This is a genomic window from Porphyromonas sp. COT-290 OH3588 (assembly GCF_000769075.1).
GTDB lineage: Bacteria > Bacteroidota > Bacteroidia > Bacteroidales > Porphyromonadaceae > Porphyromonas.
The window spans coordinates 658,376-679,093 of sequence record NZ_JRFC01000014.1 but is presented as its reverse complement, the minus strand read 5'-3'; the positions used below and the strand labels follow the sequence as shown (position 1 = coordinate 679,093).

Genomic DNA, 20,718 nt, shown 5'->3' with positions numbered 1-20,718 from the left:
AATGCACAAACTGCAGTGTTGCTTGCGACATTTGCTCCGCACGGACTCCGTCGTCGGCTTCGGTCACATACCGTAGTATGCTCCCGTTAGCCTCATTCTTAGCGCCTTGCATTTTGTACATTATGAAACATATAAAAAGGGGCTGTGGCAAAATTCTTTTTTGCCACAGCCCCTTTTTATCGTGATGGAGAACCCTTTTGCCCTAGAGGGGGACGACGGCACGCAGGACCTCTCGCTTGCCCGGAGGACCCGCTAGGCGAGAAACGACGAAGCCAGCCCTCTGTAGTCGGCGGCGTACCTCGCCCTTGGCGCAGTAAGTTACCAGTACCGCCCCTGCTGCTGAGTGCTTGCGTAGACGGCAGAAGACTTCTTCCGACCATAGTTCGCTCTGAGCCTCGGGGGAGAAAGCATCAAAATAGATTAAGTCTATCTTGCCCTCGGGGGTATAGGCGAGTAGATCGACGGCCTCTTTGCGCAGGGTGAAGTATTCGCTTAGCACACAGTCCTCACCCCACGCCGCTTCGTGTAGGGCGAGCAGGCTATTATGAGGCATATTGTGTGGCGTTTGGTAGCTCAGTTGGCGGTAAATTTGCTCGGGGACAGGGTAGAGCTCTAGAGTGGTGTAGAGTAGTGGACGCTTGATGCGCTCGGCTTGCTCTAGGCTTAGCAGAGCATTTAGACCCGTACCGAAGCCAATCTCAAGTACCCTAAGCGGCCTACGCTCATCAACCGAAGTGCGAAAGAGAAGCCCTAGATTGATGAAGATGTGCATGCTCTCCTGCATCGCTCCATGTGTGGAGTGATAGTGTTCGCCTAGCTCGGCATTGTAGAGCGTTAGGCTACCGTCCTCGGTCAGGTGGCAAGTGGGAGGGATTGGGTTATTCATCGGACGAGTCTTGTAGTAGAGAGAGTAGAGGGCGGGCGAATTGCCAAATCGCAATCCCTGCTGCCACACTCACATTGAGGGAATGCTTCGTGCCGAACTGTGGGATTTCGATACAGCCCGTACATATATCTACGACACTCTGGCGCACGCCTTTGACCTCGTTGCCCAGTACCAAGGCATACCGATCGCCTGCGATTGGAGCGAATTGCTCAAGCGAGATGCTTCCATGTGCCTGCTCTAGCGCATAAACCTTGTAGCCTTCTCGGAGTAACTCGGCGACAGCATCATCTGCCGATGCGGCATAGCGCCAAGAAACAGAGTCCTCTGCCCCTAAGGCTGTCTTGTGAATATCTGGGTGTGGTGGTCGAGCTGTGATGCCGCAGAGGTACAAGCCCTCTAGACGAAAGGCGTCCGCCGAGCGAAAGACCGAGCCGATGTTGTTCATGCTGCGCACATCATCGAGTACGATGACCAGAGGTAGCTTGCGACTAGCCTTGTAACCCTCGTGATCGAGGCGGGCCATTTCTGTTACTTTGAGCTTCTTCATCGATGTGCATTGCATTAAAGGATATAGCCGATGCCAACTGATATGGCTGGGGCGTAGTACCATTGCGACTGGTAGTAGCGATTGGGGTAGATGTAGCCAGCAGAGAGCCCGATTTGGTAGTGGTACATCAACGAAGAGCCTAGCCTACGGCGTGCTCCCCAAGCCACTAGCGCACTGCTGTAAGCATGGCGATTGTAGCCAGAGGTAGCCACCAGATTGGCCATCGTAATGGGCGAAACCCTTAGGGTGATGTAGTTGGCGGTATTGCCTGCTACGTTGTATCCTGCGGCTTGTCGCCTCAGTAGGTTGTAGTACCATGTGGCGTCCAGCTCGAGGGCAGGAGCGAGGGAGAGGCCGAAGTCGCTACGAGTTGTCCTCCGCTCCGATACTCCATCTCTGATGGTCTGCTGGTCGTAGTTGAAGTGGAAGGAGCTATTTACCCCGATGCTGAAGCCCACGGAGAGGTCTGGAGCAATGTTTTTCTCTAGCGTGTAGCCGATGCGGCCAAGCCCAAGCTCTAGTGCATGATAGGTTGGCAATCTATCGGTTACTTCTTGCCCTCTGAGGCTAGCAGGCCATAGCAGACTGGCGAGCACTAGTAGGCTAAGTATCCTGCAGATATATCGTTTCATTGTCGTATTCTCTTAAGATGATTTGTAGCATATCGTCTTGGGATTGCTTATTTCTCTGCTTCGGCAAGCAAATCTCGTAGCTGACTAAGGCCTTGACTTGCCCCAGCCTCGATCCAATGGATCTGACTGCGGTAGGCAGAAGACACGGGCTTAGGATCAATCAGGTAGACAGGCGTGGAGTGAGGGACGTAGCCAAGCAATCCGGCCGCAGGGTAGACGTTGAGCGAAGTGCCCACGACGACGAAAATATCAGCCTGCTCGGCCAGCTCAATGGCAGGCACCATCATCGGGACGTCCTCGCCAAACCAGACGATGAATGGGCGTAGCTGACTGCCGTCTGGGGCAAGATCTCCGACCTTGAGGGCAAGAGTCTTTGGCGTGACGGGATAAGTCTGTTGGCGGTTCTTGACCGAGCAGTTCTTCGTCAGCTCTCCGTGCAGATGAATGACCTGTGTACTGCCAGCTCGCTCGTGCAGATCGTCCACATTCTGTGTGATTACATACACCTCATAGTCCTGCTCTAGAGCTGTGATAGCCAGATGACCAGCATTGGGGGTAGCTTGCTCTGCCTCACGTCTGCGCATGGCATAGAAGTCAAGTACGAGCTGAGGATTTCGGTAGAAGCCTTCGATCGAGGCGACATCTTCCACACGATGATTCATCCACAGCCCGTCGCTATCTCGGAAGGTCGCCAGACCGCTCTCGGCACTCATACCTGCGCCCGAGAGTATGACCAGTTTCTTTTTCATATTTCGGTTGTTGTTGGGTGATTACTTCGTCATATCCTCGCAGAGTGCTATGGCATCTGCGATGCTTGTGACCTGCTTGATGCGCAGGATGTGTCGGCCGTTGCGCTCTCTAAACTCGCATCGCTTGCTGTGCTGTACCACATAGTTGATCAGCTTGTCGAAAGCAGGCGACTGATAGTAGGGGCTAGCCTCGTTCGCCACGAGGTGCAGGCTCATCATCTCCGAGCGCAGGATTAGCTTCTCGATGCCGAGCGACTTGCCGATGCGCCTGAGTCGAGGCACGAGGACTAGTTCCTCGGCCTGCTGGGGTAGTGCGCCGAAGCGGTCGAGCAGGCGCTCACGGAAGGCTTTGAGCTCCTCATCGCTCGAGAGATTGTCCAGCTCTCGGTAGAGTAGTATGCGCTCGGCATCGCTCGGGACATAGCTCTCGGGGAGCGAGAGTTCTAGGTCGCTCTCGACCGACGTTTCTACAACGAAGTGATCTGCACGCTCCTGTACTTCACTGCGGTAGAGCTCACTGAACTCATCGACTTTGAGTTCGTTTACAGCCTCCTCAAACACTTTCTGATAGGTCTCGTAGCCCATATTGGCGATGAAGCCACTCTGCTCCGTGCCGAGGGCATTACCCGCCCCACGTATGTCTAGGTCTTGTAGAGCTATGCGCACGCCACTACCTAGCTCGCTGAAGTTCTCTAGCGCCCTAAGTCTACGCCTAGACTCCTCGGGTAGAGTAGCCAGAGGCGGACTAAGCAGATAGCAAAAGGCTTTGCGGTCGCTACGCCCCACACGCCCCCGCAGCTGATGTAGCTCGCCTAGGCCATAGCGGTGAGCATCGTTGATGATAATGGTATTGGCGTTCGGTACATCAATCCCGTTCTCAATGATGGTCGTGGCCACGAGGACGTCATACTCGTGGTTGCCGAAGTCGAGTAGTAGCTGCTCTAGCTCGGCCGGCGACATTTGTCCGTGCCCTACGGCGACACGAGCATCGGGAACTTCACGTCTGATCACACCTGCCACCTCGTTGATATTCTGAATGCGGTTGTGTACCAGATAGACCTGTCCATTGCGGCTAAGCTCGAAGTTCACCGCCTCGGCTAGGGTTTCCGCTCCGAAGCGTGTGAGGATTGTATCTACGGGGCGACGGTTCGCAGGCGGCGTGTTGATGTTGGAGAGATCTCTTGCGCCCATCAGAGAGAACTGCAAGGTACGGGGGATTGGCGTTGCACTCATGGTGAGCGTATCGACATTGACTTGTAGCTTGCGCAAGCGTTCCTTGACCGCTACGCCGAACTTCTGCTCTTCGTCTATGATGAGTAGCCCTAGATCCTTGAAGTGTACATCTTTGCTCGTTAGGCGATGCGTCCCGATGACGATGTCTACCTGACCCTCTGCCAGATCTTTGAGTATGTCCTTGGTAGCCTTGGCCGATCGTGCTCGGGATAGATACTCGATGCACACGGGGAAGCCTGCTAGACGCTTGCAGAAAGTGCGGTAGTGCTGATATGCCAGTACGGTCGTGGGGACTAGTACAGCCACTTGTTTGCCGTCGGTGGCGGCTTTGAAGGCTGCTTGTATTGCTACCTCCGTCTTGCCGAAGCCTACATCTCCGCACAGTAGCCTGTCCATCGGGAACGAACGCTCCATATCCGCCTTCACAGCCTCGATCGCCTTAGCTTGGTCGGGCGTGTACTCGTACATAAATGATGCCTCCAGCTCGTGCTGGAGGTAGGAGTCTGGGCTGAAAGCGAAGCCCGGAGTATCTCGCCGTTTGGCATATAGGCGAATGAGGTCACGGGCGATGTCCTTGATTTGCTTCTTCGTTTTCTCTTTGATGCGCTGCCAAGCTCCTGTACCGAGGGTGGAGAGTTGTGTCGCCTCGGCGGCATCTCTCGATCGATAGTGCGAGAGCTTGTGCAGGCTGTGTAGATTGACATAGATGCTGTCGCCCTTGCGGTACTCGATCTTGACGACCTCTTGCGGACGTCCACCTAGATCCATCGTCAGTAGCCCCCCGAAGCGGCCAATGCCGTGCTCGGAGTGCACGACCAAATCTCCGGGACTGAAGGTCATGAGCTCTTTGAGGGATAGATTAACCTTACCCGCTCGTGCCTTGTCGCTGCGCAGGTTGTAGCGGTGATAGCGGCCGAATATCTCATGCTCGGTGAGTAGGACGATGCCCTTGGCTGTATCTACGAATCCTTCGTGTAGCACGCCCTGCTGCCATAGAGGTAGGGCGAGTTTGGGGCGGCGCTCTACGATGATCTCGCTCACACGCTTGTACTGCTCCTCGGTGGCAGCGCTCAGATATACCTCATAGCCCCGCTCTGTCCACTCGGCTAGCCTTAGAGTAAGGGTGTCGTAGTCTTTGCCTAGTGCTGGGTGTGCCTCTATCCCTAGGTCGATGCAGCTCTCTCGGGCTTGGTTGCGCCAGTAGCAGTGGCACATGCGGCTGTCTGCCTCTCGTATCTGCTCGGGGGCAATGAGCAGGCGCTGGAGCTGCTCGAGCGTATCGAAGCCCTCACCGTCGTTGAGCTTGGGGCTGTCCTGCCAGACGTGCCCAACTCGGTCGGCTAGGTAATGGCGATCCGAGGCAAAGACCAGAGTACTAGCCCCGAGTAGAGCTTGTAGAGGGACTAAATCGCCAGTCGCTGAGGCGAGGTCTGGTACTAGGCTGATGTGCTCATGTCTAGTGATGGAGAGCTGACTCTCTACATCGAAGCTGCGCAAACTGTCTATCTCGTCGCCGAAAAAGTCAAGCCTGAGAGGGTGTTCGGAGGCAAAGGCGTAGACGTCGAAGATGCTGCCACGTATGGCGAACTGTCCCGGTTCGTAGACATAGTCCACACGTTCGAAGCCCCACTCGTGTAGTTTATCCGCTACGGCTTGCTGAGAGATCTCCTGCCCTACGCTTATGGCTAGATGCTCTTGGCTGATCTCGCTCTCCTGCATCACCCCCTCGGCCAGTGCCTCTGGGTAGGTGACGATGATCGGTAGGGCACTTCCTAGCTTGCCTCGCTCGGCAGTGGTGGAGAGTACCATAGAGCGCAGAATGGCACTAGCCTCGTCCCGATGACCGTATTTAATAGCACGGCGGTAGGCAGAGGGGAAGAGCAGCACAGCCTCCTGACCAAGTAGCTGCACCAGATCGCTATACAGATAGCCAGCCTCGTCGGCATCGTCCATGATGCATAGCACCGACCTCTCGTCCGAGAGCATAGAGATGAGTAGGGCGATGCTGGAGCCACCTAGCCCACGTAGAGATAGGTCTTGCTTTGTGCTTTTGAGCTTCTGCCCTAGGGAGGTATAGCGCAGGGCAAAAGCCGAGCGTAGTCGTGATAAGTCCATTCAGCTGTAAGTGATTAGTAGCTCCAAAGTTCGTCAATTATCCGCATCTAGACAATTGTGCCGAGGGTGTAGAGATCAGTGGTGGAGAGGCTAAAGTGCGCCGTATGAGGCTCCTTCGTTTGGTGGCTCTGGGAGAAATGCCTAGTTTCGTGAATTATTTAATTAAAGATTATCTCGACGAAAATGGCAGAACATCTCATTTTATCACACACTACTAAGGCAGAGCGGTATGCTGAGCTGCTCCCTCAACTCAAGGCTCTCGTCAGCTACGAACGCAACGCCGTGGCGAATATGGCGAATATCGCCTCTGCTCTGCGCATGGCCTTTGGGTTCTTTTGGGTAGGCTTCTATCTTGTCGAGGGGCAGGAGCTTGTTTTGGGCCCTTTCCAAGGGGACATCGCCTGCACACGTATCCCATGTGGGCGTGGCGTGTGTGGGACGGCATGGGCCAAGGCTGCGACACAGCTTGTCCCCGATGTAGAAGCCTTCCCCGGACATATAGCTTGTAGCTCAAGCAGCCGAAGCGAAATCGTAGTGCCAATCAAAGATGCTCAAGGGCAGGTGCTAGGGGTAATTGATGTAGATAGCGACCAGCTTGATGATTTTGATGAGGTCGATGCCCTGCACCTAGAGGCGATAGCCGAGCTCGTTGCCCAATGCCTACGATAATGCACGAGGGCTAAATCTCTACATCTATTCACAGAAAAGGATGCGGCAACTTGGTCGCATCCTTTTTATCTATACCTCTTTTTGATGATTCGTTCCGCCCAATGGGCGGCGACGCAGCACGCGGCGTCGCTACAAGTTCAGGTTAATTGCCTTTCGATTGGCTCGTCCCATCCCGTAGCAACGCTGTGCGTAGCGTTGAAATCCTCTGCTTTGTAAGGGCTGGAAGCCCGTAGGTAACACAGCCGTTTGCGTACTATGAGGCGCCGCCATCCTTCCCCTGTAGAGCATCTGCTATTGGTTGATGACTTTGTAGGTCTTTCCGTTGATGGATACGACGAAGGCACTACCAGAGGGTAGAGGAATCTCTAGGGTCGAAGAGCTTGCTTGTACTCTAGCTGCCATTACTCCGTCTAACGTAAACACAGTAACTTCTGCTCCATGCGGTAGCTGAGATAGACGCAGGACATTGCCCAAGCAGATGTAATGGATAGGGCTGGCGTCGATAGGTGCCATTCCTGTGCCAACGTTTACACCTACACTCGTTTCCCCTGCAAGTACCCCGTCGGCAACCGCCTTGATGCTCCTCCTTGGGATAACGATCGAGTAACCTTTCCTTGGTGCTAACTCAATGCCTCCAAAATTGGCAAAGAGTAACCAGTTATTACCTTCCTTGCGGACGGCTGCTCTCGGAGAGGCGATGAGCTTGTCTGGCAATTCGTAGAGCTGTAGTGTGGCATTGGGTGCAGCGATAATCTCCTCGTTGTAAACGAAGTAGATCTCGTTGAGCCTGCTGAAGTCTCTCATGTCAAAGAGATTGCACCAAACGAACCTTAGCTCTCTGGCTGGTTCTTTGTAGGCGCCTACGAAGTCCATACGTAGCTCCTCGTTGATGATGTCATCTCTCTGTAGAGCAGAAACACTCCCCTTGGGGAGCACGATGCTGTAGCGTACTCCGTCTTGGAAGTCTGTATCCTCACCGAAATATACCTGTGCCTGCCCCAAATCCCAGTCGTAGACAGCCTTTACGGGTAAGCGACGTGCGGCCTTACCCTCCTTGTAGAGGGTGGCTTCTGGGGTGCCGAGAGCCTTGATTTCCGTTGTGAAAAAGAACGTAATCATACTCTCAGTCGCAATGCTACCATTGGGATATGTCTCTGTGAATTTCAATGTTTCGGGGACGGTAAAACTCTCGCGTAGCTCTAGATTACGCCTCTGAGGATTAGCTTGGGAGTGTATTACCCCTTGAGGAACAACTAGAGTGTACTTGCGTCCTTTGGGTAGCTTGACGTTGTCGAAAGAGATGATGGCCAATCCTTGAGGTCTAAGATTGTAGTTTTCGCTTGAAACTTTTGAGCTTGTAGCGACGATTCGGTCGCCATCGTACACAAAAGCAGTAGCGGCAGGGGCTACTTCAATCTCTTCTCCAAAAGAGAACTGGACTAAATTAAGTGGCTTATAGAGTTCGGAGCTGCCACTTGTGAGGGTACAGTGCTGGGGTTCTAGGGGTAAGCTACCTTGTGCCCAGCATAGCGTTGCCACACTAGCAAGGAGGCAACACAACAAAAATTTCATCGTTTTCATAATCATAGTCATTGTTATGAGTTTTTACTCTGCACAGAGGGCGTCCATTGCTTGCTGTAGTCTTTAGTCCCTCTCTGTGCATTTGTTCATCATGAGTAAGAAGTTGGGCTCAGCCTCAGATCTTGTGCGAGCATACACATCATAGCCTTCTCTTACTCAAGGGGGAGGTTATATCTCAATCTTTTTCTCTTTTCTCCAAAGTTACACATAAAATCTCGGAAAATATTTGTAATCAGTAAAATATTATTGGCCTGTTTATCTCCACACTAGCCTGTAGCATCGCAGCGCGCAACGTTGAAATCAACAGCCTTGTGTTTTCATTCCGGCCGTGAGTCGGCGACGCAGCACGCGGCGTCGCTACAAGCTGAAGACAATCGAAGCAAAACTCGAAGACTGAAGAATCGGTTTTTTTGCTATTTTTTTGTTAAAGTGCGTAAATGGATTACTATCAAATTGGACTTATTTGGTCAATCATTTTGGGGAGCAAGTCCAACTTCGCGGAAAAAACTCTCATAGATTTTTTCGGATTGTAGGACTAATCCGATACGATGTGTCCACTAATCCGAGCAGATTGATGGGAAGAAAATCCGAAAAGCCTACTTCACTTAGGCTAAATTATTCTTGTATTGTTTCTATCTAATTGTTTTATAGATATTTGTGATTGGGCCGTTTTGGGCGGTTATTTTCATTCGGCTGGGGTCAAGTGCCAAAACGAGGTCGGACGCAGCCTAGGGCCTGCTAGAGGCCAAATACGAGGTTTGCCCTTTTGCTCCATGCGCTAGGTTATAAGCCACCTTTATTGCTTCAGAAGTGTGTTAAAATGTAAATGCCGTCGTCCGCCAAGGATAGTGCACACGATGGCTGTTTGGGTTGCTAAATATCTCGACAGTTCGTGCCCTCTCCTCCCTCATTTTTAGCACCTTGGCATAGGACTAGGCAGGGATCATAGAATTGATATAACGATAGATTGACGATTGGGAGAGATTATTTACCTTTGTAATTGATTTATAAGCTCAAGAGTACAAACTATGTCAGAAAATAAACAGCTCATACTCGACAAGCGTTATCTGCGCATGGCTGAGATATGGGCAGAGAACTCGTACTGTGAGCGCCGCAAGGTTGGAGCTCTGATAGTCAAAGACAAAAGAATTATTTCGGACGGGTACAATGGCACCCCTGCTGGGTTTGAGAATATCTGCGAAGATGACGAGGGGCTAACCAAGCAGTATGTGCTTCATGCCGAGGCCAATGCCTTGACCAAAGTTGCCAGTAGTACCAACGATTGCTCTGGCGCTACCATATACATCACCGCATCTCCATGCATCGAGTGTGCCAAGCTCATCATTCAGAGTAAAATACGTAGAGTGGTCTACAGCGAGGAGTATCGCCTCAGAGATGGTGTCAATTTGCTCGAGCGTGCAGGTGTGCAGGTCGATTTTGTCCCCCTTCGTGAGCTTTAGTCTTCTCTAAGAAATCGTATATGTCACGCAAATTGCTATATTTCATAGCTCTAGTAGCCATTTTTGCCTTGGGGATCTTCGCAGGCAGACTTCTAGAGGAGAGGCGATTTATCCAAACCAATAGACTTGGCCACGTGCTGCGACTCATTGAGGAGCAGTATGTCGACTCGGTCAATATGGATAGTATCCAAGAGGGAGCTATCCCACTTATCCTAGGGGAGCTGGATCCTCACTCGACTTACCTCTCGGCAGAGATGAGCCGCAAGGAAAACGAGGGACTCAATGGCTCGTTTGAGGGTATCGGTGTGCTTTTCTATCGCCACACCGATACGATTGTCGTTACCCGTGTTATCGACGGAGGAGCGAGTCAGCGTGCTGGGCTACAAGCTGGCGACCGTATTCTTAGAGCCGATACCACGAGCCTCATCGGGGCTGATCTTACCGACCATGAGGTCATGAGCCACCTCAAGGGGCCGTCCAATAGCGTAGTGAAGCTGCTTATTCGTCGAGATGGGCAGGAGCAGACCATTGCCGTGGTGCGTGGCCCCGTGCCAGTCAGCACGCTCGATGCGGCCTACATGGTTCGTCCCGGCATTCTCTATATCCGAATTAACAAATGGGGGGGACGTACACATCAGGAGGTTCTTACGGCGTATGCCCGTCATCTCAAGCAGGAGGTTAAGGGACTGATCATTGACCTTAGAGATAACTCTGGGGGATATCTGGAGGCTTCACTGTCTTTGGCAGGGGAATTCCTAAAGAAGGGGCAACTAATCCTCTATGCCGAGGGACGTGCATTCCCGAGGGAGAACTACATCAATCCTAAGACAGGGCTACTTGTGGATATGCCTCTAGTCGTACTGGTCAATGAATTTAGTGCTAGTGCTAGTGAGATATTCGCAGGAGTGATGCAGGATCACGATAGGGCTACTATTGTTGGTAGACGTACTTTCGGCAAGGGGCTCGTGCAGCAGCCATTCATTCTCTCGGATAGCTCCGTGGTGCGCCTGACTGTGGCACGCTATTACACCCCCTCTGGCAGGAGCGTGCAGAAGAGCTATGCCGAGGGCAACTTAGACTATGCCCAAGATCTACTCAGACGCCTTGAGCATGGCGAGCTACATAGTGCAGACAGCATCAGCGATGCAGACTCGGCACGCTACTACACCACCTCTGGTCGTGTGGTGCATGCGGCGGGGGGCATTACACCAGATATATTCGTCCCCAGAGATACTACCGGTATCAACCCTTACTACACCCGTCTACTCGACCATGGTATGCTGGCTCGTTTCTCTTTTGACTATGCCGATAAGCATCGCAAGCTACTCTCTAGCTTTGAGAGTACGCAGGCACTGAACGATTACCTCAAATCCCTCGGCAATGGCTTCCTCTTTGAGTTTGCCTACTATGCTCAAGCCAGAGGTGTGGCGATACGAACCACCTACCTCTATCAGTCTGCTAACCTAATCCTCACACGCCTTAGGGCCAATATCGCTGATCAAGTGGCACGAGATACCAATGCGCTCTATGAGATAGCTATGGAGGACTCGCCCGAGCTACTCAGAGGAGTAGACCTCATAGAGGCAGGGGAGTGGAACCCGATCGCAAGCAAGTAGCATGACCAAACAAGACTATCGCCGCACCTACAAATCTCTCGTGCGCTCCGAGCTCTCTGCCCAGCATCGCTCTCGTGTGTCGCTGCTAGTGGCCGAGGCGGTGCAGGCGCTCATTCGTCCAGAGCATAGGCATATAGGGCTATACATGGCCATGCACGATGAGCCCGATCTAGAGCCTCTGCTACTGGATTTGGCTACTAAACACAGGGTTTATCTGCCAAGGGTAGAGGGAGAGCGTGATATGAATTTCTATGCTTTTGAGCAGCTCGACACCCTAGAGCGAGCAGGTAAGTATCAGATTTTGGAGCCAACCACGCTCGATGCTCCCATAGAGCCGAGCCTGCTTGATCTAATTATTGTCCCAGCTATGGCTTTCGATAGCTTGGGGTTTCGCCTTGGGCGTGGTAAGGGATACTACGATCGTTACCTCGCCCAAACTCAGGCCAAGACCATAGGCGTGAGCCTCGGTCTGATGCATATTGATCAACTGCCTCGTGACCCATGGGACTTGCCCATGGACGAGGTCGTGCGGGTCAGACTATAAACCACTTATTATTATACTTACTATATGACACCTATTCAGTTTCCACGTCAATTAATGCCTACTATAGATGCTGCTCGTGCAGGCGTAGTGCTTGGGTTATATTTCGCCGTCAAGTATCTGTGTCTGATGTATGGGCTGTACTTTCCTTTGCTTTACTTGATCTTTTTTATTGCTACGCTAGCAGTGCCTTTCGTTGCCTATCGCATGACTAAGGGCTATGGTGCTCGCCTTGCTCAAGTGGGATATACGATTAACTTCCGTATGGCTTGGGCGCATGGGACGATGCTCTACTTCTTCGCCTCGATCATACTGCTTCTGCCTCAGTATATGTTCTTCACACGTATGTATCCCGAGCAGATACAGATGCTCCAAGAGCTTCTGCAAGCTCGCTATGCCGAGATGCCCGGGCTAGAGGATACACTGCATAGCCTCTATGGCGTTGATCCGATTGAGGTGCTCAGAGAGAGCTTGCAGATCCCAATCTTCAATCGACTCCTTAGCTCTCTAAGCAACAACGTTGTCGTCGGAGCGCTTCTCAGTCTTATCAATGCGGCGATTATCAGTCGCAAGGCCAAACCACAAGATCACGCATAAGGTATGGATATATCATTGGTTATCCCTCTATACAATGAGGTGGAGTCGCTCCCAGAGTTGGAGGCTTGGATCCGCCGTGTGATGCAGGCGCATGGCTTTAGCTACGAGATTATCTTCGTCAATGATGGTAGTACCGACGGATCTTGGGAGGTGATCGAAGAGCTGAGCAAGCACAATCCAGCGGTGCGTGGCGTTAAGTTTAGGCGCAACTATGGCAAGTCGCCCGGGCTCCAGTGTGGCTTCGAGCGTGCTCAGGGCGATGTAGTTATCACGATGGACGCCGATTTGCAAGATTCGCCCGACGAGATTCCAGAGCTCTACCGCATGATCAAGGAAGATGGCTACGATCTCGTTAGTGGCTGGAAGCAGAAGCGATACGACCCAGTCCTATCCAAAAACTTACCTTCTAAGCTGTTTAATGCCACTGCACGCAAGCTCTCGGGGATTAAGAACCTGCATGACTTCAACTGTGGGCTCAAGGCTTACCGCTGTGAGGTCGTCAAGAATATAGAGATCTACAATGATATGCACCGCTACATACCTTACATGGCCAAGAATGCGGGCTTTCATCGTATTGGGGAGAAGGCCGTGCAGCATCAGGCTCGTAAGTATGGCTCGACCAAGTTTGGGCTCAATCGCTTCGTCAATGGCTATCTCGACTTGATGACGCTCTGGTTTACCTCCACTTTTGGGCGCAAGCCAATGCATTTCTTTGGCCTAGGCGGGAGCTTGATGTTTCTCTTGGGCTTCATCGCTCTGGGTTTTATTTTACTCAATAAATTCGTTCATATCTACAATGGTACCCCAGCACCACTCGTGACCGATCGTCCGTATTTCTTTATTGCCCTTACGGCGATGATCATCGGTGTACAGCTCTTTTTGGCTGGTTTCATTGGAGAATTGCTTAGTCGTCAAGACCCAGAACGCAATACATACAAAATAGAAAAAGAAATCTAAGATTATGGACAAGAAAACACGGAACACCATCTCCTATGTACTCCTCGCTTTGGTCGTGTTAGCCATAGGAGCTAAGTATTATTGGGATCATCGTACCGCCACGCAAGAGGATAAATATTCGATGCTCAAGGGGGAGGTCTTTCACACTTTCTACCAGATCAAGTACGACCAATCTGCCGATCATAGTGCTTTGGTCGACTCGGTATTCAGAGCCTTTAGCCATTCGCTCAATCCATTCGACTCCACAAGTCTAATCGCTGCAATCAATTGCAATCAATCTGTCATCGCCGATACGATGCTCAAGCACGTCTGGAGAGCCTCGGAGCAGATCTCTAGGGCTAGTGCAGGGAGCTATGACGTCACTTGTTCGCCCCTGATCAATGCTTGGGGCTTTGGTTTCGATTCCTCTCTCCCCATCACGGAGGCTGTGATTGATAGCTTACGCCAATTCGTTGGCTACACGGGTGTCCGCCTCTCTGGGGATAGCCTTATCAAGAGTGACCCAAGGACTATTTTCGACTTCTCGTCAATCTCCAAGGGTTACTGTGCCGATTTGCTGGGGCAGATGCTCAGCGAGCAAGGATCCGCCAACTATATGGTTGAGCTGGGTGGTGAGATTGCTTTTTGTGGTCTTAACCCTAGTGGCAAGCCATGGCGTGTAGGCATAAACAAACCTATCGAGGACGCTATGGGTATGATGCAAGACTTACAGCTGGTTGTTTCGCTCAATCGACCAGCTGGTGGGCTCGCTACCTCTGGCAACTACCGCAACTTTAGGATCCTCAACGGACGCAAGGTGGCGCATACCATTAATCCTCATACGGGCTATCCCATACAGACCGATGTGCTGAGCGCAACGATCATCGCTCCTTCTTGTATGATGGCCGACGGATTGGCTACGGCTTGTATGACTATGACGTCGGATCAGATCCCCGAGTTCATCGCACAGTTCCCCGGTGTGGACTATTTGCTTATCCTCTCGGGGCAAGACGAAAACTTCCGTACCATCATGAGCGACGGATTTCGTGATCTCGTCGTCGAGGAGCCCTAAGTCTTAGGGCTGATAGCCCTAGGATACAAGGCATCCTACCATAGGCGGTAAACGAAATATTCTGATGCACCTAAAAGGGGCTGTGACAAATCAAATTTTGTCACAGCCCCTTGTCGTATCTCTGCGTATGTAGCCGCTAGATTGATCTAGTCGGGTAATTCTACTCTATCGGCAGCCTCTCTTCAGACGTACTGTATAGCCGTAGTAAGGTAGGCTATTGTCAATGTGGCCCACTTGTATGAAGACGCTCTCGTCTGAGCCATAGTAGCCTGCGTTTGCCGTCCTCTACAGGAGTCTTAGATGCCATATATCGATTAGTACCTTTACAAAATTATCAACTACACAATGTATTTCTACTAACTTGGTCTTATCGATAGGGGGAATACGTTTGTTTATCTGTTTGATTTACAGATGTGATGATGCTAAATGCCTCCCATTCTTGCAATAGATAAACCACTGGAAATTAGAAAATACTGGATCCTTACTCCATTTCTTATACTGAACCCACATTATTTTGTGGTACGATTGTAATAATATGTCGTTAAGAGATGTAAACGATTTGTCCTCCTACTAGGGTAGCTGTGTGGGTAGATGAGGCTACGCATCCTAGTGTGCTGGGAGAAATTGAAGGACTGATTGTGAAGAATTGGAGGACTAATACTTGGCGATGTGTCCACCAATCTTGAGAGATTGATGGGAAGAAAACCAGAAAAGAAGGCGATAGATCTATGAGATTGCTTAGTAAATGTATTTATATATCTGTTTAATAGGGGTTTGTGTTTGGGCTGTTTTAAGGGGGCGTTTCGACCTTTTGGGGTTAAGGTGCCAAAATGAGGTCGGACGCAATCTGGAGCCTCCTAGGGGGCAAATACAGGGGGCTGTTATTTTGAACCCATACTTGCCCTATCTTCTCATCAACATTCTGAAACTTGGTCTAAAATCTAAATCTGGGCTCCTCCGAGGAACTGTTCCTAAGTTCTATGGAGTTAGCTAGAAACTTTTATTGATCAGCCCATGAATTGAGGTTGATTTTTTAATTTATTTTATTTGTGTTGAAATAATATTTGCATGAAAAAATGCTATATTTTTGGACTGGTTAATGGGGTTTATTCGCATAATCCAAAGCGGATATTTGTCAAAAACCTATCGCAAGCACGGTAATACCGAAAATAATTTAAGTAACACGTTCATTTATGTTAAGAAATCTCTACAAAATGAGTGCAGTCCTACTCCTATCGGCTACACCTTGGCTACAAGGCCATGCTCGAGGGAGTGTCGCCACGCATGAGGCTATTGTACTGCAGCAATCTACAGGCTTAGCCAAAGGGATCGTCAAGGACACCACGGGAGAGAGCATCATCGGCGCATCGGTTCGCGTCAAGGGGACCAATCTCGGGGCCTCTACCGATCTTAATGGTAGCTTCACGATCGCCAATGTCAAGGTTGGTAGCACACTGGTTATCTCCTTCGTTGGTTATAAGACGATCGAGGTGGTCTATCAAGGTGCCCCTCTGAGCGTTACCCTCTCGGAGGATAGCATGGGGTTGAGCGAGCTACTCGTCGTGGGCTATACGGCACAGAAAAAAGAGAGCTTAACGGGAGCTCTACAAACCATCAAGAGCGACAAGCTCAAGGATATCACTACCCCCTCGGTCGAGAACATGCTCAATGGTAAGATGCCCGGGGTATATGTCGCTCCCGGCTCTGGTAGGCCCGGCACGAGAGGTGCAGTGGTGATCCGTGGACAAGCCACCCTCAGCGGTACTACCGCTCCGCTCTGGGTAATTGATGGCGTGATCGTGGGGAATGATCCGGGGCAGATTAACCCCGATGATGTCGAGAGCCTCACAGTGCTCAAGGACGCTGCCTCGACGGCCATTTACGGTTCGCAGGGAGCCAATGGCGTCATCGTGATGACGACTAAGACGGGGCGCTCTGGGAAGTTTAGCGTCCATGTATCAGCCAAGATGGGAGGTAGCAAACTCAACAACGGCAATCTAAGGGTGATGAATGGGGCGGAGCTGTACGACTACTACAAGTCGTTCCAGAATGCCAATGAGATCAAGTTCAAACGCTGGACGCCAGAGCTACGTGACTCCAACTACGACTGGTGGAACTCGTCTACACAGACCGGACTCAACCAAGAGTACAACGTATCTATACAAGGCGGTAGCGAAACCCTCCAATCCTTCCTCTCGCTGGGTTACTACCAAGAAACTGGGGCCGTCAAGGGCTACGACTACGATCGCTACAACTTCCGCCTGAAGACGACGTATAAGCCAACCAAGTGGCTAACGATCAAGTCCAATATCAGTGGTTCGCTCAAGGGGGTGGAGAATCGTCAGCACTCTGTGACGGATATGTATGCCAAGCTCCCATGGGACAATCCATATCTGGAGGACGGCAAGCCAGTGCCACACAAATACTCTGGCTGGGTCAATAGTGTGACGACCAATACGCTCTATGACCTGCAGTGGAACTATGCACAGGGGCGTGACTACGAGTTCAACGGAGGGTTGGACTTCGATATACGCATCATGCCTTGGCTCACTTTCGCCTCAGTCAATAACTTCCGCCACATTCAGCTCAGCTCGCATAGCTACACCGATCCCCGTAGCAATGGTGGCCTGAACGTCAAGGGTCGTGTGGACGAATGGCGTGCCGAGCATACTCGTCGCTACACGAGCCAGATGCTTCGCTTCAATCAGAGCTGGGGCGAGCACTCACTCAATGGTGTGGCAGGCTATGAATACAACGACTACGTAGGCCGTACGCTAGATGTCGCTGGTACGGGCCTTGTGCCGGGTTTTGATCAGCTCAATACCACATCCAAGCCCGACAAGGCCAAGGGAGGCATGAGCGAGTGGGCGGTACAGTCCTTCTTGATGAATGCCAATTACTCCTACGACGATCGCTATCTGGCACAAATATCTCTGCGCCGAGATGGGGCGTCCAACTTCGGTGATGCCAATAAATACGGTAACTTCTACTCTGTGAGTGCAGGGTGGAATCTGCACCGTGAGCAGTGGTTTAGAGCAGACTTCGTCGATCAGCTCAAGCTCCGTCTAGCATACGGTACGGTGGGGAATCGCCCTACTTCTCTCTACCCTCAGTACGATCTGTATAGCGTGTCGTCTAGCTACAACGGCGAGCCGGGATCTCTGATCGCACAGATCGGCAATAATGAGCTTACATGGGAGAAGACCCAGACCCTAGGGGCGGGCCTCGATCTGGCGGTACTAGACAATCGCCTTCGCCTCAACCTAGACTACTACATCAAGAATACCGACAATATCCTCTACCAAGTGCCTATCTCTGGCCTCACGGGTGTGACTAGTATCTGGCGCAACATCGGTGTGATGCGCAATACTGGTATTGAGCTCGGCATAGGGGCAGACATCATCTCGACAAAGGACTTCGGCTGGACGATCGAGGCTAACCTAGGGCATAATAAGAACGAGCTGATGGATCTGTTTAAGCAACTAGACGCCAAGGGCAACTACATCATCAAGCCCGTGATCGTGGGCGATGGTAGCAACATCGCAGGTTCGGCTAATCGCTTGCTCGAGGTAGGCTCGCCAGTAGATACCTACTACCTCAAAGAGTGGGCAGGGGTTAATACCAAGAATGGTGCACCTATGTGGTACATCGTGGAGCGTGATGAGGCAGGCAACGAGGTCAAGCGTACCACGACTTCCAACTACGCCGAGGCTACATACGAGAAGGTCGGCTCCGCTGCCCCTTGGCTCTTCGGCGGATTCTCTACCAGTCTGCGCTGGCGTGACCTCGATCTAAGCGCCAACTTTGGCTATGCCATAGGCGGACAGATCTACAACTATTCTCGCCAAGAGTACGACTCCGACGGTACCTACACAGACCGCAACCAGATGGCTCTGCACAAGGGCTGGAAAAGATGGGAAAAGGAGGGAGATGTCGCCACGCACCCAATCGCCAAGTACAACAATCAGGACAAGGGTAATGCATCGTCCTCTCGCTATCTAGAGAAGAGCGACTACTTCAAGCTCCGCTCCCTTACCTTGGGCTATACCTTCCGTCTACCTCAGTATGGCGTCAAGGGAGTACGCCTCTTCCTCACGGGTGAGAACCTACTGACCCTAACCGACTACTCCGGTGTAGACCCCGAGATCCCAACTCTAGACAACGGATCGATCATCGGGACATCAACTCCAAGTGTCTATCCCTCGACACGCAAGCTCGTATTCGGTATTAACTTAACTCTCTAGCCGCCTTATGAAAAAGATATTATCATACGCTGTGCTGGCAGCTGCGCTCTTCTCTTGCAACATCGACCGCACACCTCCAGAGTATATGTCGTCTAAGCAGATTACAGACGACCCCCAAGCCTCGCTCAATGCCCTCATCAATGGTATGTACTCCCAGCTCAAGGATTGGTCCGACCCCATGCATCGCTGTGGTGAGTATGCTGGTGACAATATGATGATCCGAGGTTCGTCTACCGACTCCTTCTATGAGTTCATCTCTTTTTCCCGTACGCCCGTCAATGGCCGTCTAACTCAGTTCTGGGACAGAGGCTACAAAGCGATTGCTCAGGCCTCCAACATCATCAATATGATCGGAGAGGGCAAGAGCAAGGAGATTGACGCCCAGATCGGGCAGTGCTACTATGTGCGAGGTATGATGTACTTCTATTTGTGTCGTGCATACGGCCGCCCATATTATCAGGACCCCGAGAAGAACCTCGGTGTGCCTATCGTCAATGGTACGCCCAAAAATGTGCTGACCGACCTGCACTTGCCCGATAGATCCACGGTTGCTCAGACCTATGAGCAAGCCATCAAGGATCTAGAGAAGGCTATCGAGCTCCTGCCCGAGGGCACTAACCCTATTAGGGCTACTCGAGGTGCTGCCGAGGCTATGCTCTCTCGCATCTACCTCTACATGAGTGGTACCTACGAGGTCCCCAATGTAGAGTATGCTCGCAAGGCTGTCGAGTACGCAACACGTGTCATTGACTCAGGCAAGTATAAGCTCCTAGATCGTGGGGACTTCATGAAGTACAATAGGCTCGCACCAGAGGCCAATAAGGAGTCTATCTTCGTCGTTAAGCGTGTGGCAAGCGAGTTTACTGGCTATGACCACTATTACGGTGTAGGGGGTATGTATGCCAATATCGGAGGTATGGGCTGGGGTGAGATGTATGCGAGCGCCAAGTATATTGACCTGCTTAACGAAACGGGTCGTAACGACTGGCGCCCCGATAGCTACAAGATTGTCGATGCTCGTGCAGCCTTCATCGAGCCTACCTACGCCAAGAATAGCGAAGGTGGCTACACAGAGGTCTTCCGCTTCATCGACCAAGACGGCAAGGGTAGCAATGCTCTACACTACTTCCAACTAGAGGTCAAGAGGCGTGACGGTAAGATCTTCGCCGAGGAGAAGATCAAAAAGGCTGATAAAACCGAGGAAACGAAGACCTATGAGCTGACCGTAGTCAATGAGCAAGACCAAACGTATAGCATTGAGTACCGCCCCGGAGTCAAGCGTACGGGTATGCTCGACTACTACATCACGCTTAATAGGGCTTATCCTCAGTTCTATATTACTAAGTGTTCGCGTGAGGGCGAGGACTCTCACCTGCACTCTCCGGTGATTAGCCGCCTAGGGGAGATTTACCTCAATAGAGCGGAGGCTCAGGCCAAGCTCGGCAACTATGCCGAGGCACTGGCTGACCTGAATAGGATTCGTACTCGCTCGATCCCCGGCAAGGGCTATGCGGCTCTAGATGCTACGACTGCCCCTAAGCTCATCGACAAGGAGCGTCAGCTAGAGCTAGCCTATCAGGCTGAGCGTAGCTACGACGTCTTCCGCAACGGTATGGCTCTTCAGCGCCATTATCCCGGGCCTCACAAACAGATGGAGGATATCCCAGCGACAGACTACCGAGTAGTGTACTACATTCCTCAGAGTGCGATCAACTCCTATGCAGGCACGCTGACTCAGAACCCAACAAAGAACTAGCCCCATAGATTAGGACTTCGCCCAGAGCTTAGCTAGGCTTTGGGCGAAGTTTTTTTTGTAACCTATCAGCCCTCGAGAGGCGAT

15 protein-coding genes are annotated in these 20,718 nt (G+C 51.6%); 9 read left to right on the top strand and 6 right to left on the bottom strand.

All coding sequences use genetic code 11. The features are described 5' to 3' along the window. Positions 1–202: 202 nt before the first annotated feature. The 5 genes from mnmD to mfd are packed head-to-tail and all read right to left on the bottom strand — an operon-like array spanning position 203 to position 6,162. Positions 203–886, bottom strand: a complete 684-nt coding sequence (gene mnmD / locus HQ48_RS04660; protein ID WP_044231891.1) for a tRNA (5-methylaminomethyl-2-thiouridine)(34)-methyltransferase MnmD — start codon at positions 884–886, stop codon at positions 203–205. Further along, positions 879–1,433 (bottom strand): RNA methyltransferase, encoded by a 555-nt coding sequence (locus tag HQ48_RS04655; RefSeq protein WP_044186294.1) that lies wholly within the window; start codon positions 1,431–1,433, stop codon positions 879–881. Before HQ48_RS04655 ends, mnmD begins: the two co-directional genes overlap by 8 nt. 14 nt (positions 1,434–1,447) lie before the next feature. Next, positions 1,448–2,065, bottom strand: coding sequence for a hypothetical protein (locus HQ48_RS04650; protein WP_044231889.1), 618 nt, complete (start codon positions 2,063–2,065; stop codon positions 1,448–1,450). 47 nt (positions 2,066–2,112) lie between these two features. Continuing rightward, entirely contained in the window at positions 2,113–2,814 is a 702-nt protein-coding gene (locus HQ48_RS04645; protein WP_044231888.1) for a Sir2 family NAD-dependent protein deacetylase, read from the bottom strand. A 21-nt stretch (positions 2,815–2,835) separates the two neighbouring features. After that, entirely contained in the window at positions 2,836–6,162 is a 3,327-nt protein-coding gene (mfd, locus tag HQ48_RS04640) for a transcription-repair coupling factor (protein ID WP_044231886.1), read from the bottom strand. A gap of 183 nt (positions 6,163–6,345) precedes the next feature. Here mfd and HQ48_RS04635 point away from each other — a divergent pair, with 183 nt between their 5' ends. Next, complete coding sequence (locus tag HQ48_RS04635; RefSeq protein WP_044231885.1) at positions 6,346–6,831, top strand: GAF domain-containing protein; 486 nt, start codon at positions 6,346–6,348, stop codon at positions 6,829–6,831. A 291-nt stretch (positions 6,832–7,122) separates the two neighbouring features. Here HQ48_RS04635 and HQ48_RS04630 read toward each other — a convergent pair whose 3' ends face one another. Next, positions 7,123–8,403 carry a hypothetical protein gene (locus HQ48_RS04630; protein WP_160225920.1) on the bottom strand — a complete coding sequence of 427 codons (1,281 nt, stop codon included), beginning with the start codon at positions 8,401–8,403 and terminating at the stop codon, positions 7,123–7,125. A gap of 1,037 nt (positions 8,404–9,440) precedes the next feature. Here HQ48_RS04630 and HQ48_RS04625 point away from each other — a divergent pair. From HQ48_RS04625 to HQ48_RS04590, 8 genes are all read left to right on the top strand, one after another. Next, entirely contained in the window at positions 9,441–9,872 is a 432-nt protein-coding gene (locus HQ48_RS04625; protein WP_044186309.1) for a dCMP deaminase family protein, read from the top strand. A 20-nt stretch (positions 9,873–9,892) separates the two neighbouring features. After that, positions 9,893–11,488: a S41 family peptidase gene (locus HQ48_RS04620; RefSeq protein ID WP_044186312.1), complete on the top strand. Its 1,596-nt coding sequence runs from the start codon at positions 9,893–9,895 to the stop codon at positions 11,486–11,488. Position 11,489: 1 nt separating this feature from the next. After that, entirely contained in the window at positions 11,490–12,032 is a 543-nt protein-coding gene (locus HQ48_RS04615; protein WP_044231881.1) for a 5-formyltetrahydrofolate cyclo-ligase, read from the top strand. Between the two features lie 54 nt (positions 12,033–12,086). Beyond that, complete coding sequence (locus HQ48_RS04610) at positions 12,087–12,626, top strand: DUF4199 domain-containing protein (RefSeq protein WP_044231879.1); 540 nt, start codon at positions 12,087–12,089, stop codon at positions 12,624–12,626. Between the two features lie 3 nt (positions 12,627–12,629). Beyond that, positions 12,630–13,583: a glycosyltransferase family 2 protein gene (locus HQ48_RS04605; RefSeq protein WP_044231878.1), complete on the top strand. Its 954-nt coding sequence runs from the start codon at positions 12,630–12,632 to the stop codon at positions 13,581–13,583. Between the two features lie 4 nt (positions 13,584–13,587). Continuing rightward, positions 13,588–14,634: an FAD:protein FMN transferase gene (locus tag HQ48_RS04600; protein ID WP_052405185.1), complete on the top strand. Its 1,047-nt coding sequence runs from the start codon at positions 13,588–13,590 to the stop codon at positions 14,632–14,634. A gap of 1,214 nt (positions 14,635–15,848) precedes the next feature. Then, positions 15,849–18,878 (top strand): TonB-dependent receptor, encoded by a 3,030-nt coding sequence (locus tag HQ48_RS04595; RefSeq protein ID WP_044231877.1) that lies wholly within the window; start codon positions 15,849–15,851, stop codon positions 18,876–18,878. A gap of 7 nt (positions 18,879–18,885) precedes the next feature. Next, entirely contained in the window at positions 18,886–20,634 is a 1,749-nt protein-coding gene (locus HQ48_RS04590) for a RagB/SusD family nutrient uptake outer membrane protein (protein ID WP_044186325.1), read from the top strand. Positions 20,635–20,718: the final 84 nt, after the last annotated feature.